This is a genomic window from Arthrobacter sp. Ld5 (assembly GCF_051172775.1).
GTDB lineage: Bacteria > Actinomycetota > Actinomycetes > Actinomycetales > Micrococcaceae > Arthrobacter_D.
The window spans coordinates 426,977-447,246 of record NZ_JBPKBO010000024.1; the positions used below are offsets into that span (position 1 = coordinate 426,977).

A 20,270-nucleotide genomic window follows, 5' to 3' on the forward strand; every position below is an offset into this window, starting at 1 on the left:
GTGACCCCGACCATCGTCGGCATGACCGCCGGAGCGGTCCTCGCCTTCGCGGCGCTCGTCTTCGGTTTCTGGGGCTTCCTCCTCATGCTCGCCCTGGTGCTCTGCGGCGCCGTCGTGGGGCGCATCATCGAGGGCAAGCTCGACCTGCGCGGCGTCTTCGACGCCCTGTCCGGCCGCCGCTCGTCGTCGTGACCGCCGAGTCCGTCCCCGCGCGGCTCCCGCAGCACATCCAGCCGGCGACGGCGGTGCCCGGGCGTCCTCCCGGGCCATTCCTCGCCGGCCACACCCGCATCACCACGCAGGCCCTCACCAGCACGGCGCGGGCGGTCGCGGCAGACGTGCTCGGCGTCCAGCCGGCCCAGGTCCGTGCGACCTTCTCCGACGACCGGGGCCTCCTCGCACTCCTGCTCGCCCTGCCACTGCCCGTGCCACCGCTGGCCCGCGTGGTGCGCGAACCCGCCGTCGTCGGGACGTTCGGCGGCGCGCTGGGGGAGCGTGCCGACTCCGCGCGCTCCCCGATCCTCGAGCGGGTCCAGGAGCTCACGGGGGCGCGGCTCAGCCGCGTCGACATCCGCATCATCGGCAGCACCGTCGCCAAGGCGCGGGTCCTGTGAGTATCGACCAGCCGGACCTGTCGACGCCGTCGGGCACCGCCCGCCTCGTGCGCCGGGAGATGCACTCGTCCCGCGCCGTCGCATCGGTGGTGACCGCCGTCCCGTTGATCGGGGGCTGCCTCGTCCTGCTGCTGGAGGCCGTCCTGCGGGCCGTGGGGGACGAGCCGTTCCTGCTCGACCTGGACGCCGCGGCCGCGAGAATCGGCGCCCTGCCCGGCGGCGTGCCGGCGTCGCTGCTCGGAGCCGGCTCCGTCCTGCTGCTCGTCGTCGGCGCGCTGCTGCTCCTGCTCGCCGTGCTGCCGGGCCGCCGGAGCCGCTACGCCATCCCCGACGACCGCGCGGCCGTGGTCGTGGACGCCGAGGTGGTGGCGTCCTCGCTCGCCCGCAGGGCGCGCATCGCCGCGGGGGTGGGGCCGGAGCAGGTCCTCGTCACGGTGGGACGCACTGCGGTCAGGGTGCAGGTCCGGCCCACCTCCGGGATCCCGGTCGACGCCGACGCCGTCCGGACGGCCGTCGCGGACGACCTCCATCGATCGGGCGTGACCCCCGAGCCGCGGATCGCCGTCGTGGTGACGGACACCGGGGTGATCGGACAGTGAACACGACACCCCGGGGACTCAACCGCGCGGTGCTCGCCGTCGTCGGGCTCCTCCTGTTCGCCGCGGGGGCTGCCGGGCTCGCCGTCCAGACGGTACCCGCGGTCGCCTCCTGGTGGGCCGCCGCGGCGCCGCGGGTCGGGGAGCTCATCGACGGCGTCCGGGCTCGGACCACGCCCGACGGCCAGGACGACACCTGGCTGTGGCTGGCACTGGCAGGGGTCCTGCTGCTGCTGATCGTGCTGCTCGTCCTCTGGATCGCCGCGCAGGGGAGAGGGCGGACGGGCATCTTCGCGTCGACCGGGGCCGGCCGCAGGTCCGTCCCCGGCCGGGGCCGTCCCGCGGGACCCGACCCTGCCCCCGGTGCCGGCCCTGCCCCAGCTGCCGACGCTGCCGCCGGGACGGTGACGATCACGGCCGCAGCCGCCGAGCAGGCGCTCAAGGCCGCGCTCCTGGAGCGTTCCGATCTCGCCTCGGCATCCGTCGGTGTCTGGACGGTGCGGGGCGTGCCCGGCCTGCAGGTCCGGGTGTTCCCTCGCAAGGGGGTGCCTCCCTACGCCGTCGCCGAGGAGGTGTCCCAGCTCGTCGAGGCGCTGGACAGGGTCACCGGGTATCGCACGCCGGTGCTGATCAGCATCCGTTCCGGGGCTCGGGTCCGGTTCGCGAGGTCCGAACGCGTCGCCTGAGGCGTGAAGCGGGTCACATTTCGATATCGAAACCCCTGAGGCATCCGTGATGCTTGTGACGCGTTCATGTAAGCGCTTACTGTTGCGATACCAATCAGTGAGGCGGAACATCCCCGGGGCCCGGCGCGTCCAGCTGGAAGCCCGGACGTAGACGGTCCGCCAGACAAAGGAGTCTGTTTCATGGCGAATATTCGCTCAAGGAAATTCGTGCTGCCTGCTGCAGCACTCAGTGTTTCCCTCCTCGCGCTCGCCGGCTGTGGTTCGGAAGGTTCGGACAGCGCAGGAGGATCCGGTGACGCGGACTGCGCCGCCTACGAGTCCTACGGGACCTTCGACAACGCCGAGGTGAGCGTCTACTCGACGATCGTCGACCTCGAGGCGGAACTGCTCGAGAACTCCTGGGCGGATTTCGCGGAGTGCACCGGTATCGAGGTGGCGTACGAGGGCTCCAAGGAATTCGAGACGCAGATCGGCGTGCGGGCCCAGGGTGGCACCGCTCCCGACCTCGCGATCTTCCCGCAACCGGGCCTCCTGGCCGACCAGGCCCCGAACCTCAAGCCTGCCCCGCAGGAGGTCTCGGACCTCGTCGACGAGAACTGGTCCGAGGACTGGAAGAAGTACGGCACGGTGGACGGCACGTTCTACGCGGCCCCCATGCTCGCGAACGTGAAGGGCTACGTCTGGTACGTGCCAGCCACGTTCGAGGAGAAGGGCTGGGAGGTCCCCGCCACCTGGGACGAGATGACCGAACTGACCGAGAAGATCGCCGGCGAGGGCGAGATGAAGCCCTGGTGTGCAGGGTTCGAGTCCGGTGAGGCCACCGGGTGGCCGGGCACCGACTGGGTGGAGGATGCCGTCCTGCGCGAGCACGGCCCCGAGGTGTACGACCAGTGGGTCGCCCACGAGATCCCCTTCAACGATCCCAGGATCGTCGACTCCTTCGACCGGGTGGGTGACATCCTGAAGAACGACGAGTATGTCAACGGCGGCTTCGGTGATGTGCGCTCCATCCTCTCCACGCCGTTCGCCGAGGCCGGCCAGCCGGTCCTGGACGGCCAGTGCGCCATGCACCACCAGGCGTCCTTCCAGGCCGCGAACTGGCCCGAAGGGACCAACGTCGCCGAGGACGGCGATGTCTGGGCCTTCATGACCCCGCCGATCGACGCCTCCCAGGGCACGGCCATCACCGGCGGCGGTGAGCTGATCGGCGCCTACGCGGACCGCCCCGAGGTCCAGGCGCTGCAGGCGTACCTGGCGAGCGCCGAGTTCGCCAACGCCCGTGTCTCCCAGGGTGGTGCGATCAGCGCCAACAAGGGTCTGGACCCCGAGGTCGCGCAGTCGGACCTGGACCGCCAGTCCATCGAACTGCTGCAGGACCCCAACACGGTCTTCCGCTTCGACGGGTCCGACCTGATGCCCGGTGCCGTCGGTGCCAACTCCTTCTGGAGCGGCATCGTGAACTGGATCAACGGCTCCTCCACCGAGGAAGTCACGCAGACCGTCGAGGACAGCTGGCCCTCCTCCTAGTCGGGTAGCAGCGGGCGTCCCCATCGGGCGCCCGCTGCACCGCCTCCCCATTCACGTTCCGAGAGCACGCCAGGAGGCTGGGCTGTGGAAGATATCGCAGACAAAGGTTTACAGGTGGTGGTCGGCCTCGCCGTCTTCGCCGCCATCATCGGGCTCATCATGCTGGTGGTGGACCGGGCGCCCAAGTCCGGGCGTGAGAAGGTCCAGATCGCCGGGTTCCTCGCGCCGGCGCTGATCCTGCTCGCCGTCGGGCTCGTCTTCCCCGCGCTGCAGACCTCGTACCTCTCCCTGACCGGTCGCAACGGCGAATTCGTGGGACTCGATAACTTCGTCTGGATGTTCACGCAGCCGGAAGCGCTGGTCACGCTGCGCAACACCGTCATCTGGGTGGTCCTCGTGCCGCTCCTCGCGTCGTCGATCGGTCTGGCCTACGCGGTCTTCATCGACAAGGCCCGCGGGGAGAAGGCGCTCAAGGCACTGGTGTTCATGCCCATGGCGATCTCCTTCGTCGGCGCCGGTGTCATCTGGCGCTTCGTCTACGCCTACAAGGGTGCCGAACAGGACCAGATCGGCCTGCTGAACCAGATCCTCGTCTGGTTCGGACAGGAGCCCAAGCAGTTCCTCCTCGACGCCCCCGAGAACACGTTCTTCCTGATCGCGGTCATGATCTGGATCCAGACCGGCTTCGCGATGGTGGTGCTCTCGGCCGCCATCAAGGGCATCCCGACCGAGATCGTGGAGGCCGCCCGGCTCGACGGCGCCAGCGCCTGGCAGCAGTTCCGCAACGTCACGATCCCCACCATCCGCGGTTCGCTGATCGTCGTCGTCACGACCATCACCATCGGCACGCTGAAGGTCTTCGACATCGTGCGGACGATGACCGCGGGGCAGTACGAGACCTCCGTGGTCGCCAACGAGATGTACACCCAGGCCTTCCGGGCGGGCGAGCCGGGCCGCGGAGCCGCGCTGGCCCTGGTCCTCTTCCTGATGGTGCTGCCGGTGGTCGTCTACAACGCCCGGCTTCTCCGCAAGCAGAAGGAAATCCGATGAGCACTGTCCCCCTCGAGAACAAGGACCTCCTGCCGAACGTCCAGGACGACGCCACCCAGGGCCGTCCGCCCCTGCAGAAGCGGGTCCGGCAGCGGCTCACCTCACGAACCGCGACGGCGGCCGCCGTCGTCATCGCCGTCATCTGGACCATCCCCACCTTCGGCCTGCTCATCTCGTCGTTCCGGCCCGAGGACAACATCAAGGGCAACGGCTGGTGGAACGTCTTCACCGACCGCCAGCTCACGCTGGAGAACTACGCGGACGTCCTCAGCCCCGGCGGCAGCCAGTCGCCGAACCTGCTGTCCTACTTCGTCAACTCGCTCGCGATCGTGATCCCCGGGACCATCTTCACGCTGGTCCTCGGATCCATGGCCGCCTACATGTTCGCCTGGGGGCGCTTCCGCGGCAAGGACGGGCTCTTCATCTTCGTCTTCGCCCTGCAGATCGTCCCGCTCCAGATGGCGCTCATCCCGCTCCTGCAGCTCTTCACGCAGGTCCTGACGATCGGGGAATTCCAGCTGCTGCCCAGCGGGACCTATGCCCAGCTGTGGGTCGCCCACACCATCTTCGGGCTGCCCCTGGCCATCTTCCTCCTCCACAATTTCATCGCGGAGATTCCCGGCGAGGTCATCGAGGCCGCGCGGGTGGACGGCGCCGGGCACAGCACCATCTTCTGGCGCATCATCGTCCCCCTCGCCACACCCGCCCTGGCCTCCTTCGGCATCTTCCAGTTCCTGTGGCTGTGGAACGACCTCCTGGTGGCTCTGGTCTTCTCCGGGGGAGGGGCGGACGTCGCGCCCATCACGCAGCGCCTCGCCGAACTCCAGGGTTCGCGCGGCGGCGAGTGGCAGCGGCTCACGGCGGGCGCGTTCGTGTCCATCATCGTCCCGCTCGCCGTGTTCTTCGGGCTCCAGCGGTACTTCGTGCGGGGCCTGCTGGCCGGTGGTCTGAAGGGTTGACCGTGACGAGCATCGACGACGTCGCGGCGTCCCTCGGGGTCTCCACGGCCACGGTGTCCCGTGCGCTCCGCGGCCTGCCGGGCGTGGCCGAGGAGACCCGGGCGCGGGTCACCTCGACGGCGAAGCGGCTCGGCTACGTCCCGTCGTCGGCCGCCTCCGGGCTCGCGTCCGGCCGCACCATGGCCATGGGCGTGCTCGTCCCGGTGATCGACCGCTGGTACTTCTCCGCCGTCCTGGAGGGAGTGGACCGTCAGCTGCGGGCGGCCGGGTACGACCTCATCCTCTTCAGCCTCGGCGGCTCCGGGGTGAACCGGGACCGGGTGTTCCACCGCTCCATCCTCCGCAAGCGGATCGACGCGCTGCTGGTCATGTGCATGCATCTCACCGAGGAGGAGCGGACGGCCGTCCAGCAACTGGACTACCCGAACATCATGATCGGCGGCGCGGTCGAGGGTGTCCGGCACGTGGGGATCGACGACGCCCGGGCGGCACGCGATGCGGTGGAGTACCTGATCGGGCTCGGCCACACGCGGATCGCGCACATGCGGGGCGGCGGGTCCTTCGACATCGACTTCGAGGTGCCGCGCCTCCGCGAGCAGGCCTACCGGCAGACACTGACGGACCACCGGCTACCGGTCCGCGAGGACTGGTCGGCGTTCGGGGACTTCCGCTTCGCCACCTCCCGGGCGTCGGCGCTGGAGCTGCTCGCCGACCCGGCGGACCGGCCGACGGCGGTGTTCTGCTCCTCCGACGAGATGGCGTTCGGCGTGCTGAAGGCTGCGGCGGAACTCGGCATCGCCGTGCCGGGTGAGCTGTCCGTGATCGGCATCGACGACCACGAGTTCTCCGAGCCCATGGGCCTGACGACCATCCGGCAGGATCCCGAGGACCAGGGTGCCTACGCGGCGGACCTCCTGCTCGGGGAGCTGCTGCGCAACGACCCGGCGGACTACCCGCCCCCGCGGCCCCACACGCTCGTGGTGCGCGGCACGACCGGGCCGGCGAGGACCTGAGGCAGCGCCGTCGCGCGGGTCAGGACGCGCGGGCGAGCTGGCGGATCGGGATCCACCGCGAGGCGAGACGCCGGTAGGATGCGGCGGCGCCCATCATGTCCGCCTCGGCCAGGCTCTCGATCCCGAGCCGCACGTCCATCGGCGAGTCGTCCGGGAACACGCGGTCCGCGACCGGCCCGTAGTCGACCTCGACGACGGCGTCCCGCCGGAAGATCTCGAGCCACTCCACGATCTCCGTGAGCTCGTCCAGGAGGTCCATCTCCGGGGCACCGACCGCCAGCTGGGCGATCGACCGGCGCCCGCGGTCGATGCAGTCGCCGATCCGCGCCGTGATCCGGACCGTGCTCACCCGGCCGTCGTCCTCGACGACCTCCGTCAGATCGTCCTCGTGGATGAGGGCGAACCAGGCGAAGGGCACACCCCAGGTCGCCGACCGCGTGTGGAGCCTCGCGACCGAGTCGGCGAAGGTGTCGGGGTCCAGCCGGGCCTGGTGCGCCTCCCGGGCGATCTCCGGGACGAGGACGTCGATCAGGGGCCCGCGCAGGCTCTGGTCCAGGGACTCGGCAGCGAGCGCGGTGCGGACGGCGAGCTGGTTGGGGCAGTAGTAGGGCGTCGTCGTGCCGTTCAGGCTGGGGAAGTGCGTGACCCGCACGAGGTCGGACTCGTGGTGGGGGAAGGGGTCCGAGACGGTGCGCAGGATGCGCCGCAACGACTGCTCGTGCTCCATCTCCTCGGTGAGTTCCCGTTCGCGTGACCGCTGTTCGAGGATCGCGAGCTGCTGGGCGTCGGAGAAGGCGTCGAGCGGCTCGTAGATGCGCAGGTAGGAGACGTACGGGAACGTCCGGACGACGCGGTCCAGCCGGCTCACGGTCCGCTGAGTTCCACGACGACGGGGGCGTGGTCCGAGGCGCCCTTGCCCTTGCGCTCCTCCCGGTCCACGAAGGCGTGCTGCGTGCGGGCGGCCAGGGCGGGGGAGCCGAGGACGAAGTCGATCCGCATGCCCTCCTTCTTCGGGAAGCGCAGCTGCTTGTAGTCCCAGTAGGTGTAGAGGCCGGGCCCCGGGGTGAAGGGGCGCGCGAGGTCGGCGAAGCCGGAGTCGAGGAAGGCCTGGAACGCGGCACGCTCGGCGGGGCTCACATGGGTGTAGCCGCCGTCGACGAACAGGTCGATGTCCCAGACGTCGTCGTCCTGCGGTGCGATGTTCCAATCGCCCATGAGGGCGATCTGCGCGTCGGGGTCGTCGGTGATCCACTGGTGCGCGTGGGAGCGGAGGGTGTTCAGCCAGTCGATCTTGTACGGCATGTGGGGGTCGTCGAGCGCCCGCCCGTTCGGGACGTACAGGCTCCAGACCCGCACCCCGCCGCACGTCGCCGCGATGGCCCGGGCCTCCTGCACCTGGTCGGCACCCGGCTTGCCGAAGGAGGGCTGGCCGGGGAAGGTCCGTTCGACGTCGTCGAGCCCCACGCGGGACGCGATCGCGACGCCGTTCCACTGGCTGAGCCCGAAGTGCGCCACCTCGAAGCCGCTGTTCTCGAACAGCTCCCAGGGGAAGTTGTCGTCCTTGCACTTCGTCTCCTGGATCGCCAGGACGTCGACGTCGGACCTGTTCAGCCAGGCTTCGACGCGGTCGGCGCGGGCACGGAGGGAATTGACGTTCCAGGTGGCGATCTTCACGCCCCCTACGTTACCAACGGTGCTGTTTACTCACGCCACCACGAGTCGAACGTGGTGACCGGCACCGTGCGCTTGTGCCGGGTGATCCAGTAGCGGTGTTCGATGGCCTTCGCGGCATCGGCGTCGACCGCGCGCCCCTCGAGGTAGTCGTCGATCTGCTCGTATGTGAGGCCGAGTTCGTGCTCGTCGGCGCGGCCCGGCAGCTCGTCCAGCAGGTCCGCCGTCGGGACCTTGTCGTACAGCGAGGCGGGCGCGCCGAGTTCCTTCAGGAGGGCGCGGTTCTGGCGCTTGTTCAGGCCGAAGAGCGGCAGCACGTCGGCTCCGCCGTCGCCGAACTTGGTGAAGAATCCCGTGACCGACTCGGCACCGTGGTCCGTGCCGACGACGAGCAGGTTGTGCTGCCCGGCGACGGCGTACTGCGCCATCATGCGGGCGCGGGCCTTCGCGTTGCCCTTGGTGAAGTCGGAGATGCGCTCGCCGGTGGCCCGCGCGTACTCCTGCTGGAGGCCGTCCACGGCGGGAGCCACGTTGAACACCTTCGAGGTGCGGGGCTGGATGAAGGCGAGCGCCGCCTGGGCGTCCTCCTCGTCGTGCTGGGCGTTGTAGGGCAGTCGCATCGCGACGAAATCGGCGTCCACGCCCTCGGACCGCAGTTCGTCGACGGCGAGCTGGGCGAGCTTCCCGGCCAGGGTGGAGTCGAGTCCGCCGCTGATGCCGAGGACGAACCCACGGGTGCCCGTGGACCGGACGTAGTCCTTCAGGAAGCCGATCCTGCTGCGGACTTCCGCCGCAGGGTCGATGGTGGGCTTGACGCCCATTTCCTCGATGATCCGTGCCTGGAGTTCATGCATGCCCCAAGGCTACTCCGCTCCCATTTCTACAAGGTTACGAAATGAGCGGAATCACACCATGCGCCGCCGCGCGGGCGGGCCGCCGCGCCGGGTGCACGACGGCGACGGCGACCTGCCAGCGCCGCGACGGAGGGCCGCAGCGCCGGGTGCACGGCGACGACGACCTACTGGCTGAACGCCGCGTCGAAGGACGTCTCCGCCGGCGCGAAGTCGAAGCCCTTCAGGAAGGCGAGGGCCTCGGGGGCGCCCTGCAGCCGGTCCATGCCGGCGTCCTCCCACTCCACGGAGATGGGGCCGGTGTAGCCGATGGCCGTCAGGGCGCGGAAGCTGTCCTCCCAGGGGACGTCGCCGCGACCCGTGGAGACGAAGTCCCAGCCGCGCCGCGGATCCCCCCAGGGCAGGTGGGAGGAGAGGATCCCGTTCCGGCCCCCGCCCATGCGCATCTTCGTGTCCTTGCAGTCCACGTGGTAGATGCGGTCCTTGAAGTCGGAGATGAAGGCCACCGGGTCGATCTGCTGCCACATGAAGTGGCTGGGATCCCAGTTGAGGCCGAAGGCGGGGCGGTGCCCGACGGCCTCGAGTGCGCGCTGGGTGGACCAGTAGTCGTAGGCGATCTCCGAGGGGTGCACCTCGTGAGCGAACCTGACCCCGCACTCGTCGAAGACGTCCAGGATGGGGTTCCAGCGGTCCGCGAAATCCTGGTACCCGGCCTCGATCATGGTCGCCGGGACGGGCGGGAACATGGCCACGTACTGCCAGATGGAGGATCCGGTGAATCCGACGACGGTGTCCACGCCGAGCTTCTTCGCGAGGCGCGCCGTCAGCTTCATCTCCTCTGCGGCCCGCCGGCGCACGCCCTCGGGGTCGCCGTCGCCCCACACCTTCGGCCCGACGATCGCCTCGTGGCGGAAGTCGATGGGGTCGTCGCAGACGGCCTGGCCCTTGAGGTGGTTCGAGATGGCCCAGACCTTCAGCCCGTTGCGGTCGAGGATGTCGAGCCGGTCCTGGATGTAGGCGTCGTCGTCCCACCGCCAGGCGTCGAGGTGGTCGCCCGAGACGGCGATCTCGAGCCCGTCGTAGCCCCACTGGCCGGCGAGCTCGGCGACCTTCTCGAAGGGGAGGTCGGCCCACTGGCCGGTGAACAGGGTGAAGTTGCGCGTCATGCGGTCTCCTTTGGGAAGGGGGTGTCTACGACTGGGCGTGGGGGGCCGGAGCGAGATGGACGACGGCGCTCCGGGCGCCGGCGCTCTCCTCGACGGCGGCGAGGACGCGCTGGATCTGCAGTCCGTCCTCGAAGGACGGCCGCGGCGGCTCACCGGTGCGGATCGAGGTGAGGAAGTCGCGGAGCTGGTGCGTGAAGGTGTGTTCCCACCCGATGATGTGGCCCGCGGGCCACCAGCCCTCGAGGTAGGGGTGGCCGGGCTCGCTGACCAGGATGCGACGGAAACCCTGCTCCGTGGCAGGCCCGGTCACCTCCATGAACTCCAGTTCGTTGAGGTTCTCGAGGTCGAAGCGCAGCGCCCCGCGCTCGCCGAAGACCTCGATGCGCAGCCCGTTCTTCACCCCGGTCGCCATGCGTGAGGCCTCGATGGTCGCGACGGCGCCCCCGGACAGTTCGGCGGTGATCCAGGCGGCGTCGTCGACCGTCACCGGCTCCGGCCCGCCCTCACCCGGGCGCTGCTCCACGAAGGTCCGCAGCCGCCCGGAGACCTCGGTGACCTCCTGGCCGGTGAGGATCTGCACCTGGTCGAGGGCGTGGGACGCGATGTCGCCGAGGGCGCCCGACCCGGCGGTCTCCCGGCGCAGTCGCCAGGTCATGGGGGAGTCGGGATCCGTGAGCCAGTCCTGCAGGTAGGCGACCCGCAGCTGGCGGATGGCGCCCAACCGCCCGTCCGCGATGAGGTTGCGGGCGTGCGCGAGGGCGGGCACGCGACGGTAGTTGAAGCCGACCATGGACTGGACGCCCCGCGTCCTCGCCTCCGCCGCGGCGGACACCATCGCGGCGCCCTCCGCGATGGTGTTGGCCAGTGGCTTCTCCACGAGGACGTGCTTGCCCGCCTTCAGGGCCTCGATGGCGATGTCGGCGTGCAGGGAGCCGGGCGTGCAGATGTCCACGATGTCGATGTCGTCGCGGTGGATCACCTCGCGCCAGTCGGTGGCGAAGCCCTCCCAGCCGTAGCGTGCGGCCGCCTCCGCCGCCTTCCCGGCGTCCCGGCCGACGACGACGCGCCGCGCGATGGCGGGGACGTCGAAGTGGCTGCCGACCGTCCGCCAGGCCGCCGAGTGCGCCTTGCCCATGAAGGCGTAGCCGATCATGGCGACGCCGAGGGGGCGGGTGGTGTCAGCGGGTTCGGCCGCGGTGTGGGTCATGGGGTTTCTCCTCGTAGGGGTGCTGCGTCCCGGGTCCGGACGGCCTCCGCATGGCGGAGGAAGGTCAACCCATTCTCCGCCAGCAGGTACTGGGATTCGGCCAGGGGGCGCCAGATGGCCGCGGCCGTGGCGATGCTGGCGTTGTGGGCGGTGAAACTCTCGATGGTCAGGGCTCCCTGGTACCGGATGTCGTCCAGCGCCCGGAACAGTCCGGGCCAGTCGGTCTGGTCCCCGCCGGGCGTGCCGCGGTCGCTGCCGCACACCTGCAGGTGGACGAGGTGGTCGCCGGCCCTCCGGAGGGCGTGGGGCGTGGACCGTTCCTCGATGTTGAGGTGGTAGGTGTCCAGGGCCAGCCCGACGCCGTGGCCGAGGAGCGGACCGAGAGCCTCGATCGCCTGCTCCACCGTGTTGATGAGGGAGGTCTCGTACCGATTGAGTGGTTCGATCCCTAGGACGACGCCCGCGTGGACGGCTGCTTCCGCCACGAGGGCGAGGTTGCGTCGCAGCTCCGCGTAGGCCCGCGTGCGTTCGGCGTCGTCCATGCGCCAGAGCCGGCCGGTCTGCGCGTAGAAGGGCCCGCACACCGTGGGCGCCCCGATGCCGGCGGCGAACGCGACGCATCCGAGGAGGTACTGCTGGGTGGTCCGGACGACGGCGTCGGGGGCGTCGACGAGGTCCCGGCCGGGGGCCATGGCCCCCACCACGTAGGCTCTCAGGCCCGTCTCCGCCAGGACGTCCCGGACCACCTCCACGGTGAGGTCGCCGACGTTCTCGAGGGGGAGCTCGACGGCATCGAAGCCCATCACGGCGATCCGGCGCAGCAGGGGAGGCAGGTCCGCGTCCGTCAGCGGGGATGTCCACACCCAGGTGTTGACGCCGATCGGGCGCACATGTCCGGTGTCCACGGTCCTGCCTCCTTTCCTCCAGCGGATGGGTCGTGCGGTCAGGGGATCTGGCGTTCCTGCCAGACCTCCGGGTACCCGGGCAGGTCCTCGCCGCCGAACTTGGCGTAGTGGCCGTCCGGCATGCCCTCGTTGGCGGTCAGGAACTCGGCACGCTCGTCCTCGGTGATCGGCGACTGGGGAAGCACCCACTCCGCCGGGATCTCCTCACCCTTGAAGATCTTCTCGAGCGCCAGCAGCGGCGTCCGCCACTGGAAGTTCGAGTAGACGGGCGCGAGGCCGTCGATGCCGGTCTCGTCCCACTTGCGCAGGAAGCTCATCTCGTCCTCACCCGTCATGACGGGCAGCTCGGCCCCCGCGTCCTCGAAGGCCTCGATGGCGGCGACGGCGCCGTCGCCCGCGTCCATCCAGACGCCCTGGACGTCGCCCTTGGCCAGCTCGTCGGCGATGATCGACTTGATCTCCACGGGGTCCGCCCCGGTGAAGTAGTCGACGGCCTCGATGCCGTTCTCCTCGAAGATGCGCTCGGCGGCGGCCCAGCGCTGCTCGAGGACGTCGACGCCGGGGAGGATCCGCAGGGCGACCACCTTGTCGCCCTCGCTGAGCCGTTCGCTGAGGAACTCCGCTGTGTCGATGCCCCACGCGAAGCCGCCGATGGGATGGATGAAGGTCAGCGGGCAGTCGGTCTGCACACCGCGGTCGAACACGATCACCGGCTTCCCGGTCTCGCAGGCCCGCTCGACGGCGGGCGTCATCGCCGCCGTGGAGTTGGGGGAGATGATGAAGGCGTCGCAGTCGCCGTCGGAGATGAAGTAGTCGATGTCGGCGATCTGCGTGTTGTCGTCGTCCTGGGCGTCGCGCGTCTCCATCTCGGAGACGACACCGGACTCCTGCAGCACCTTCAGCTGCTCGTTCATGGTGATCCAGCCCGTCTGGCGCCACGGGTTGGAGATCGACGCGTTCGAGAAGCACACCTTCTTGGCCCCCTCCGAGGCGAACGACGAGGTGTCCGTCATCTCGCCGTCGATGTACTGCAGGTGCGGCTGCTCGGGATCGCCCTCGAAGGTCGCCGACCGCTGTTCGTCCTGCGTGTCGTACACGGCCTGGTCGAACCACTCCGTGCTGTCCCCGGTGGGCTGCTCGGCCGGCGCGGACTCGCCCGCTGCGGCGCCGTCGGAGGCCGGCGGGTTCTCGATGGATGAGTCGGTGGTGCAGGCCGTCAGGGCGAGCAGCGACGTCGCTGCGATCACCGTGACCTTGCCCAGGATGCTTCCACGCATCATGTTCCTCCCTCAGTGGTGCCCGGTGCGGGCTGTGGTGCTGCTATCGGACGGTGCTGGTCATGGGCCTGCGCGCTGGTGCCGCGCCGCTTGCGCTGCCAGGTCCGGGCGGCCGCGGCGACGGCGACGATGATGATGACGCCCTGCACGGTGTCACGCCACGTGGACTGGACGCCGAGGAAGTTCAGGAGGGTGAAGAGCAGCTCGAGGGCGAACGCTCCCGCGGCGGCGGACAGGACCCAGCCGCGCCCTCCTCCGAGGACCACCCCGCCGAGGACGACGGCGGTGATCGCGGTGAATTCGTAGCCCTGGCCCACGGACGGGTGCACTCCCGCGTAGCCGACCAGGATCACGCCGGCCACCGTGGCCGCGAGCGAGGACAGCATGAAGGCGCGGGTGCGGACCCACCAAACCGGTGCACCGGTCAGGGCGGCGGCCCGCGCGTTGTCGCCGATGGCGATCAGCGTGCGCCCGTAGGGCCGGCGCATGAGCCAGAAGGCGCCCGCCGCGATGACCGCGAGGATCAGGACGGGGTAGGGGATCACGTCGAAGCCGGGGACGTCCTGGATGCCGCCGCGGCCGATCCGGCGGAAGGTGTCGGCGGGGTTCCCCGTTGCGGCGCCGCCCGTCCAGTACAGGACGAGGCCGAGCAGGGCGAGCATCATCCCGAGGGTCGCGATGAAGCTCGGGACCTTCAGGAGGGTGGTCACGAGCCCGTTGACGAGTCCGATGAACGCGCCGAACACGATCATGAGCGCCAGGACCGGCAGCGTGCGCGACTCGTCCTGGCCGACGAGATTGCCGGCGATGATCACCTGTGCCGTGACGACCGATCCCATGGACAGGTCGAACTCGCCGGACACGATGACGAAGTACTGGCCGATGGCGGCGATGGCGATGGGAGCCGTCCGTCCGATGAACCGGATCAGGGATCCCGGCTCGCCGAACGAAGGGTTCGCCGCCAGGACGGCGACCAGGAGGACGGCGACGAGGACGAAGACCCCGCCGCTCGGGGAGCGGAGCGCACGGCCCAGGCGCTCTGCCCGCGGGGACCGGTTCTGCTCGAGGACGGCGCGTCCGGTGGCCACGCTCATGCGGACACCCCGTCCCGGGTCCCGCGGCCCGCGCCGTCGGCCGGTCCGTCGTCGTGCCGCGCCGTCGTCGTCGGCGCCTCGTCGCCGTGCGGGGCGGCGCCGCGACCGAAGCGCGCCTGACGGGGCACGACCGTGCGCCGCGCGTAGACGGCGACGGCGACCACGATCACGACGCCGCGCACCACGTCCTTGAGGAAGGGGTTGACCTGCAGCACGCTCATGATGTTGTCCAGCATCGCGAAGATCAGGACGCCACCGAGGGTTCCCACCAGCGATCCCTTGCCGCCGGCGAGGAGGGTGCCGCCGAGTACGACGGCGGCGATGGACAGGAGATCGTAGCCGCCCTGGGAGCCGATGGTCGGGCTGCCGACGCCGAGCCGGGCGGCCAGCAGCAGGCCCGCCAGCCCGGCCAGGAGGGAGCAGATCACGTGGGCCGCGACGACCGGCGTCGCGGTCCTGATGCCGGACATCCTCGCGACCGAGGCGTCCCCGCCCACGGCATACATCGCGTGCCCGAGGCGCGTGGTGTTCAGCATGAGCAGGACGACGGCGGCGCACGCGAGCATGATGAGGGTCGAGACCGGCACGGGCCCGATTCCCGTGGCGCCGACGAGGCGGAACGCCAGCGGCGCCTGGCCCGAGCTGCCCTGGTAGTTGGACGCGAGATAGCCGCTGATGATCAGACCCATCCCGAGGGTGGCGATGAAGCCGTGGACCTTCAGCCCGGCCACCACGGCACCGTTGGCGAGGCCGATGAGCCCGGAGACGAGCAGCGCGGCGATCACCGCGGGCAGGATGTTCCCCGGCTGGTTCGCCATGATCCCGGCGCCGATGAGGCTCGAGAGGCTGATGACGTACGGCACGGAGAGGTCCAGGCTCCCGACGAGGATCACGAGGGTCTGCCCGATGGCGATGAAGCCGAGGATGCTGGTCCCCGTGAGGATGTCGGAGATGTTGCCGGGGCTGAAGAAGCTGCGGCCCGTGGAGCCCACGAGGACCGTGCCCGCGACGACCGTCAGCAGGGCCACGAGGTAGACGATGTGCGTCGAGGTCAGGCGGGTCACGAGGGGACTCCCCGGGCGCCCGTCGCGAGGTGCAGGATCTGTTCCTCGGACGCGCCGGCCGGTGCCTCCCCGGCGACGCGGCCGTCCCGCATGACGATCACCCGGTCGGACATGCCGAGCACCTCGGGCAGCTCGCTCGAGACCATGAGGATGGCCTTGCCTTCCCGCGCCAGGCGGCGCATCAGGGTGTAGACGGCGACCTTCGCCCCGACGTCGATGCCGCGGGTCGGCTCGTCGAGGAGCACGACCTGCGGATCGATCGCGAGCCATTTGGCGAGCACGACCTTCTGCTGGTTCCCGCCGGACAGGTACTGGACCTCCTGGTCGAGGTCGCGGGCGATGACCTCCAGCGAGGAGAAGACGCCGGGCGCTTCGCGGCGTGCCGCCCCCGTGCGGCGCGGGTGGACGGACCGCACGACGCTCAGCGCGTTGTCGATGATGGACTGGTTCAGGCTGAGGCCCTCCGCCTTGCGGTCCTCGGTGATCAGGGCGACGCGCTGCCGGATGGCCTCCCGGGGCGATGCCGGGCGGTGGTCGCGCCCGCCGAGGGTCACGGTGCCGCGGGTGAACGGTGCCGCGCCGAAGACCGCGTGGACGAGTTCGGAGCGGCCCGACCCCTGGAGCCCGGCGACCCCGACGATCTCCCCGGCCCGCAGTGTGAGGTGGATGTCGTCGAGCTGGTCGTTGCCGGCGCCGTGCACCTCCAGGAGGGCGTCGCCGACGGTGGTCCCCGGCAGGGGTTCGGGGAAGAACGCGGAGATGGGCCTGCCGACCATGGCCCGCACGAGTGCGGCGTCATCCAGGTCCGCGGCGGGCGACGACATCACCACGCGCCCGTCCTTGAGCACGGTGATGGTGTCGCAGAGGTCGAAGACCTCCTTCAGGCGATGGGAGACGTAGAGGATCGCCGTCCCGCGCTTGCGGAGCCGGTCGATGATCCCGTACAGCAGGTCGACCTCGGGGCCGGCGAGCGCTGCCGTCGGCTCGTCCATCGAGATGATCCGGGCGTCGTAGCTGACGGCCTTGGCGATCTCGACGATCTGCTGCTGCGCGACCGAGAGCGACCCGACCACGTCGTTCGGCCGGATCTCGGTGATGCCGAGTTGTCCGAGCAGCGCGGCGGTGTCCCTGGTCATGGCCCGGCGATCCACGAGGAGCCCTCTCCTCGGCTCCCGGCCCAGATAGATGTTCTGCGCCACGGTGCGCTCGGGCAGCAGGTTGAACTCCTGGAAGACCGTAGAGAGACCCGCGCGTCGCGCCTGCAGCGGATGGGTGAACGTGACCGGTTCCCCAGCGATCTCCACGGTCCCGGCGTCGCGCACGTGCACGCCTGCGAGGAGTTTCATCAGGGTGGACTTGCCCGCCCCGTTCTCGCCGACGAGTCCGTGGACCTCCCCGGGGAAGAGCTCGAGGAATGCGTCTTCGAGGACCGGCACTCCGAAGAAACTCTTCGAGAGTCCGGTGACGTGCAGGACCGGAGCCGGGTGCCTGCTGCCACTGACGTCGTCGTCCACGCGCCTACTGTGACATGGCACACTCACTTCTGTCGAGAGGCGTGCAAAAGCCGCTCGTGCTTCAATGGAAGTGTGTCCCTTCCACAGCCGGCACCGGCACTGACGAGTCATGGCGGTCCGCGCCCGCGGACCCCTGCTCCGCCGCCGTCGGGCGCCAGCGGGATCTTCCAGGTCCTCCGCGACGGCCGGCCGCGCACGCGGGCCGAGCTCGCCCAGATCACCGGCCTCGCCCGCTCCACGGTCGCTGCCCGCGTGGACGTCCTCACCGGACTCGGCCTCGTGTCGCCCATCGGCGGCGTCTCCACGGGAGGTCGGCCGCCGTCCCTGTTCGCGCTCAACCCCTCGGCGCGGGTGGTCGTCGGCGCGGACCTCGGGGCCACCCACGCCGTCGTCATCCTGACGGACCTGGCCGGCGAGGAGCTCGCCCGGGAACGGCAGGACCTCAGCATCGCCGACGGGCCCGTCGCCGTCCTCGGATGGCTGGTCTCGGCCATCGGACGGCTACTGGGGGCGGCCGGGCGTGTCCAGGAGGACCTCGCGGCCATCGGTATCGGGCTGCCCGGGCCGGTGGAGCACGACACCGGGCGCCCGATCAACCCGCCGATCATGCCGGGCTGGGACAGGTTCGACGTGCCGGGGCTCGTCCGGGCGAGCTTCGACGTCCCCGTCCTCGTGGACAACGACGTCAACATCATGGCGCTGGGCGAGCAGGGCAACTGGCCGGACGTGGGCGACCTCATGTTCATCAAGGTGGCGACGGGCATCGGCGCGGGGATCATCTCGGGCCGCGTGCTGCAGCGCGGGGCGCAGGGTACGGCGGGCGATCTGGGACATGTCCGTGTCGCCTCCGCGGGCGAGGCCCCGTGCCGCTGCGGGAACACCGGCTGCCTCGAGGCCGTGGCCAGCGGTCCGGCGCTCGCGGCCGCGCTGGGCGCCTCGGTGCGGCCTGGCCTCACCGGCAGCCAGGAGGTGATCGACCGGGTGCGGTCCGGTGATGCCACCGCGCTCCAGGCCGTCCGGCAGGCGGGCCGGGACATCGGCGACGTGCTGGCGATGTGCGTGAACCTGATCAATCCCTCGGTCGTCGTGATCGGCGGATCCCTCGCGCAGGCCGGCGAGCACCTGCTCGCCGGGATCCGGGAGGTCGTGTACACGCGGTCGCTGCCGCTCGCGACGGAGCACCTCCGCATCGTCCCGTCGGTGTCCGGCCGGAGCGCCGGTGTGGCGGGCGCCGCGGCCCTGGCCATCTCCCACATCCTCTCCCCGGAGGCGATCGACGCCGCGAGTGCGTCGGCCGGGTGACCGGCGCGGGGTGCGTACCGTGCGCGGGGGCTTTGCCGGGCTGAGGGGCGTGTCGGCCCGCAACACGCCGCCGGATGGGGGCTGATGTGCCTCGAAGACCCCGGGGTCGGTACGCAGTCGTTCCTGGGGAGGGTCATCGGACCGGACGCCCGGCCAGCACCGCGAGGATCTGGGCCAGCACGTCCTGGCGGTGGAACATGATGTCCTCGTAGCCGTACCGGAGAACCAGATAGCCACCGACGATGGTCATGTTGTTGCGGCCCCGGTCCCGGCGCCGGGCCGCGCGACTGGAGTGGTAGGCATCGCCGTCGACCTCCACCACGAGGAAGCCCTCCAGGAGGAAGTCCACGCGGCCCACGCCGTCGAGCTGTACCTGCGTCTCGACGTCGAGCCCCGCGCTGAGGAAGAGGACGCGGGCGACCACCTCGAGGGCCGATTCGCCCGTTCCCGTCACCAGTTCCAGCGCGGCGCGCGCCGGTCCGTTGCGGTTGCCCCGTAGGTGCTCGAGCAGGAAGGCCCGCGTGGTGTCTCCGAGCCGCAGGGAACTCTCGACCATGACGGCGGCGTCGATGGCCGGAAGGCAGTGCAGGGCGTGGAGCAGGGCGTCGACCTGTCCGACAAGCGGCAACTGCGGATGCACCGGCACCGAGAGCGGCCGATGGTGATGCGTGTGCCTGTCCTGGCGGGCGTGGGATGTCACGTGGAGCGAGGTCGGTGGATGCAGGAGCCAGAGCCCGTAGTGCCGGGCGGCCGAGGCGCAGGTGAGCCGGGTCCCATGAAGGACGGCGGTGACGGTGTCCTCCGGGGCGTCGGGCAGGGCGACGACGCCGCGGCCCGGCCGGACGAGGACGCCTGACCGGATCAGGGCCGCGACCTGCCGGCGGGGGACTCCCTGCCGGAGCAGCCGGCCGGTCCTGGCGACCGACCCTGCGCGGCGCAGGGCGACGATGGCATCCACGGGTCGAGTCCACAGGATGCTGGGCCGCGGTGGGCCGGTGCACCCCCGAAGGTGGACAACTCTCGGCCGGGGAGTACCGACCCCGGGGAGATCGGACCCTCGAAGCGTGTGTCCCGCCACGACACGCCGCTCGCTGTGCCGCAAACCCGGCCGATGTCCCCGGGGCCGGTACGGGCGCGAAGTGCGACGCGTGGGCAGGGCGCTCCCTCGATAGACTTGGCGCATGACCGAGACCGCGCAGACCGCCGACCGCTCCCGCCTCCTGGAGCTCATCAAGGAACTCGCCGTGGTCCACGAGCGCGTCACCCTCTCGAGCGGGGTCGAGGCCGACTACTACATCGACCTCCGCCGGGTCACGCTGCACCATGAGGCGTCCGTGCTCGTGGGGCGTGTCATGCTGCAGCTGCTCGACGACGCCGGGATCGCCGTCGAGGCGGCGGGCGGCCTGACGATGGGCGCCGACCCGGTCGGCACCGCCGTGATGCATGCCGCCGCCCGGGAGGGCCGCGCGATCGACGCCTTCGTGGTCCGCAAGACCCAGAAGACCCACGGCATGGCACGCCAGGTGGAGGGGCCGGACGTCGCCGGCCGCCCCGTCGTCGTGCTCGAGGACACCTCGACCACGGGCGGGTCCGCCCTCACCGCCGTCGAGGGGGTCCGCCGGGCGGGGGGCGACGTGCGTGCCGTCGCCGTGATCGTGGATCGCGACACCGGGTCGAAGGAGCGCATCGAGTCCGAGGCCGGGGTCCCCTATCTCTTCGCGTTCGGCAAGGACGAGCTGGGTCTCGCCTGACCGGCCCGCACGGGCACGTTCCG

General features: G+C 70.6%; 21 protein-coding genes. 10 read left to right on the top strand and 11 right to left on the bottom strand.

The features are described from left to right. From ACSGDB_RS15050 to ACSGDB_RS15085, 8 genes are all read left to right on the top strand, one after another. Entirely contained in the window at positions 1-192 is a 192-nt protein-coding gene (locus ACSGDB_RS15050; protein ID WP_434995721.1) for a DUF2273 domain-containing protein, read from the top strand. After that, positions 189-614 (top strand): hypothetical protein, encoded by a 426-nt coding sequence (locus tag ACSGDB_RS15055; protein ID WP_434995722.1) that lies wholly within the window; start codon positions 189-191, stop codon positions 612-614. Before ACSGDB_RS15050 ends, ACSGDB_RS15055 begins: the two co-directional genes overlap by 4 nt. Next, positions 611-1,213 (top strand): DUF6286 domain-containing protein, encoded by a 603-nt coding sequence (locus ACSGDB_RS15060; RefSeq protein ID WP_434995723.1) that lies wholly within the window; start codon positions 611-613, stop codon positions 1,211-1,213. Before ACSGDB_RS15055 ends, ACSGDB_RS15060 begins: the two co-directional genes overlap by 4 nt. Then, on the top strand, positions 1,210-1,896 hold the full coding sequence (locus tag ACSGDB_RS15065; protein WP_434995725.1) for a hypothetical protein: 687 nt from the start codon (positions 1,210-1,212) through the stop codon (positions 1,894-1,896). The genes ACSGDB_RS15060 and ACSGDB_RS15065 overlap by 4 nt, the downstream gene beginning before the upstream one ends. 180 nt (positions 1,897-2,076) lie before the next feature. Next, positions 2,077-3,423, top strand: coding sequence for an ABC transporter substrate-binding protein (locus ACSGDB_RS15070; protein WP_434995726.1), 1,347 nt, complete (start codon positions 2,077-2,079; stop codon positions 3,421-3,423). Positions 3,424-3,507: 84 nt separating this feature from the next. Further along, positions 3,508-4,473 (top strand): carbohydrate ABC transporter permease, encoded by a 966-nt coding sequence (locus ACSGDB_RS15075; protein ID WP_434995728.1) that lies wholly within the window; start codon positions 3,508-3,510, stop codon positions 4,471-4,473. Continuing rightward, positions 4,470-5,432, top strand: a complete 963-nt coding sequence (locus tag ACSGDB_RS15080) for a carbohydrate ABC transporter permease (protein WP_434995729.1) — start codon at positions 4,470-4,472, stop codon at positions 5,430-5,432. The genes ACSGDB_RS15075 and ACSGDB_RS15080 overlap by 4 nt, the downstream gene beginning before the upstream one ends. A 2-nt stretch (positions 5,433-5,434) precedes the next feature. Continuing rightward, complete coding sequence (locus tag ACSGDB_RS15085) at positions 5,435-6,445, top strand: LacI family DNA-binding transcriptional regulator (protein ID WP_434995730.1); 1,011 nt, start codon at positions 5,435-5,437, stop codon at positions 6,443-6,445. Positions 6,446-6,464: 19 nt separating this feature from the next. Here the strand turns inward: ACSGDB_RS15085 and ACSGDB_RS15090 are convergent, their stop codons facing one another. The 10 genes from ACSGDB_RS15090 to ACSGDB_RS15135 all read right to left on the bottom strand — a co-directional run bounded on the left by ACSGDB_RS15090 (position 6,465) and on the right by ACSGDB_RS15135 (position 17,194). Next, the gene (locus ACSGDB_RS15090) at positions 6,465-7,313 is read right to left on the bottom strand and encodes a hypothetical protein (protein WP_434995732.1); all 849 of its coding nucleotides are present in this window, start codon (positions 7,311-7,313) and stop codon (positions 6,465-6,467) included. Further along, a complete protein-coding gene (locus ACSGDB_RS15095; RefSeq protein ID WP_434995733.1) occupies positions 7,310-8,119 on the bottom strand; it encodes an exodeoxyribonuclease III in 810 nt (269 codons plus the stop codon). The genes ACSGDB_RS15090 and ACSGDB_RS15095 overlap by 4 nt, the downstream gene beginning before the upstream one ends. A 26-nt stretch (positions 8,120-8,145) precedes the next feature. Next, on the bottom strand, positions 8,146-8,970 hold the full coding sequence (nadE, locus tag ACSGDB_RS15100) for an ammonia-dependent NAD(+) synthetase (protein ID WP_434995734.1): 825 nt from the start codon (positions 8,968-8,970) through the stop codon (positions 8,146-8,148). A 164-nt stretch (positions 8,971-9,134) separates the two neighbouring features. Then, positions 9,135-10,133, bottom strand: coding sequence for a sugar phosphate isomerase/epimerase family protein (locus ACSGDB_RS15105; RefSeq protein WP_434995735.1), 999 nt, complete (start codon positions 10,131-10,133; stop codon positions 9,135-9,137). A gap of 25 nt (positions 10,134-10,158) precedes the next feature. Then, positions 10,159-11,340, bottom strand: coding sequence for a Gfo/Idh/MocA family protein (locus tag ACSGDB_RS15110; protein ID WP_434995736.1), 1,182 nt, complete (start codon positions 11,338-11,340; stop codon positions 10,159-10,161). Beyond that, the gene (locus tag ACSGDB_RS15115) at positions 11,337-12,245 is read right to left on the bottom strand and encodes a sugar phosphate isomerase/epimerase family protein (RefSeq protein WP_434995737.1); all 909 of its coding nucleotides are present in this window, start codon (positions 12,243-12,245) and stop codon (positions 11,337-11,339) included. Before ACSGDB_RS15115 ends, ACSGDB_RS15110 begins: the two co-directional genes overlap by 4 nt. A gap of 38 nt (positions 12,246-12,283) precedes the next feature. Beyond that, positions 12,284-13,522, bottom strand: coding sequence for a substrate-binding domain-containing protein (locus ACSGDB_RS15120; RefSeq protein ID WP_434995997.1), 1,239 nt, complete (start codon positions 13,520-13,522; stop codon positions 12,284-12,286). Next, complete coding sequence (locus ACSGDB_RS15125) at positions 13,522-14,616, bottom strand: ABC transporter permease (RefSeq protein WP_434995739.1); 1,095 nt, start codon at positions 14,614-14,616, stop codon at positions 13,522-13,524. Before ACSGDB_RS15125 ends, ACSGDB_RS15120 begins: the two co-directional genes overlap by 1 nt. Beyond that, positions 14,613-15,680: an ABC transporter permease gene (locus ACSGDB_RS15130; protein WP_434995740.1), complete on the bottom strand. Its 1,068-nt coding sequence runs from the start codon at positions 15,678-15,680 to the stop codon at positions 14,613-14,615. Before ACSGDB_RS15130 ends, ACSGDB_RS15125 begins: the two co-directional genes overlap by 4 nt. Next, the gene (locus ACSGDB_RS15135; RefSeq protein WP_434995741.1) at positions 15,677-17,194 is read right to left on the bottom strand and encodes a sugar ABC transporter ATP-binding protein; all 1,518 of its coding nucleotides are present in this window, start codon (positions 17,192-17,194) and stop codon (positions 15,677-15,679) included. The genes ACSGDB_RS15130 and ACSGDB_RS15135 overlap by 4 nt, the downstream gene beginning before the upstream one ends. 99 nt (positions 17,195-17,293) lie before the next feature. Between ACSGDB_RS15135 and ACSGDB_RS15140 the strand changes: the two genes are divergently transcribed. Continuing rightward, positions 17,294-18,496, top strand: a complete 1,203-nt coding sequence (locus ACSGDB_RS15140) for an ROK family protein (protein WP_434995999.1) — start codon at positions 17,294-17,296, stop codon at positions 18,494-18,496. Positions 18,497-18,629: 133 nt separating this feature from the next. Here ACSGDB_RS15140 and ACSGDB_RS15145 read toward each other — a convergent pair whose 3' ends face one another. After that, positions 18,630-19,454 carry a DUF559 domain-containing protein gene (locus ACSGDB_RS15145; protein ID WP_434995743.1) on the bottom strand — a complete coding sequence of 275 codons (825 nt, stop codon included), beginning with the start codon at positions 19,452-19,454 and terminating at the stop codon, positions 18,630-18,632. A 223-nt stretch (positions 19,455-19,677) separates the two neighbouring features. Here ACSGDB_RS15145 and pyrE point away from each other — a divergent pair, with 223 nt between their 5' ends. Next, complete coding sequence (gene pyrE, locus ACSGDB_RS15150) at positions 19,678-20,247, top strand: orotate phosphoribosyltransferase (RefSeq protein WP_434995744.1); 570 nt, start codon at positions 19,678-19,680, stop codon at positions 20,245-20,247. Positions 20,248-20,270: the final 23 nt, after the last annotated feature.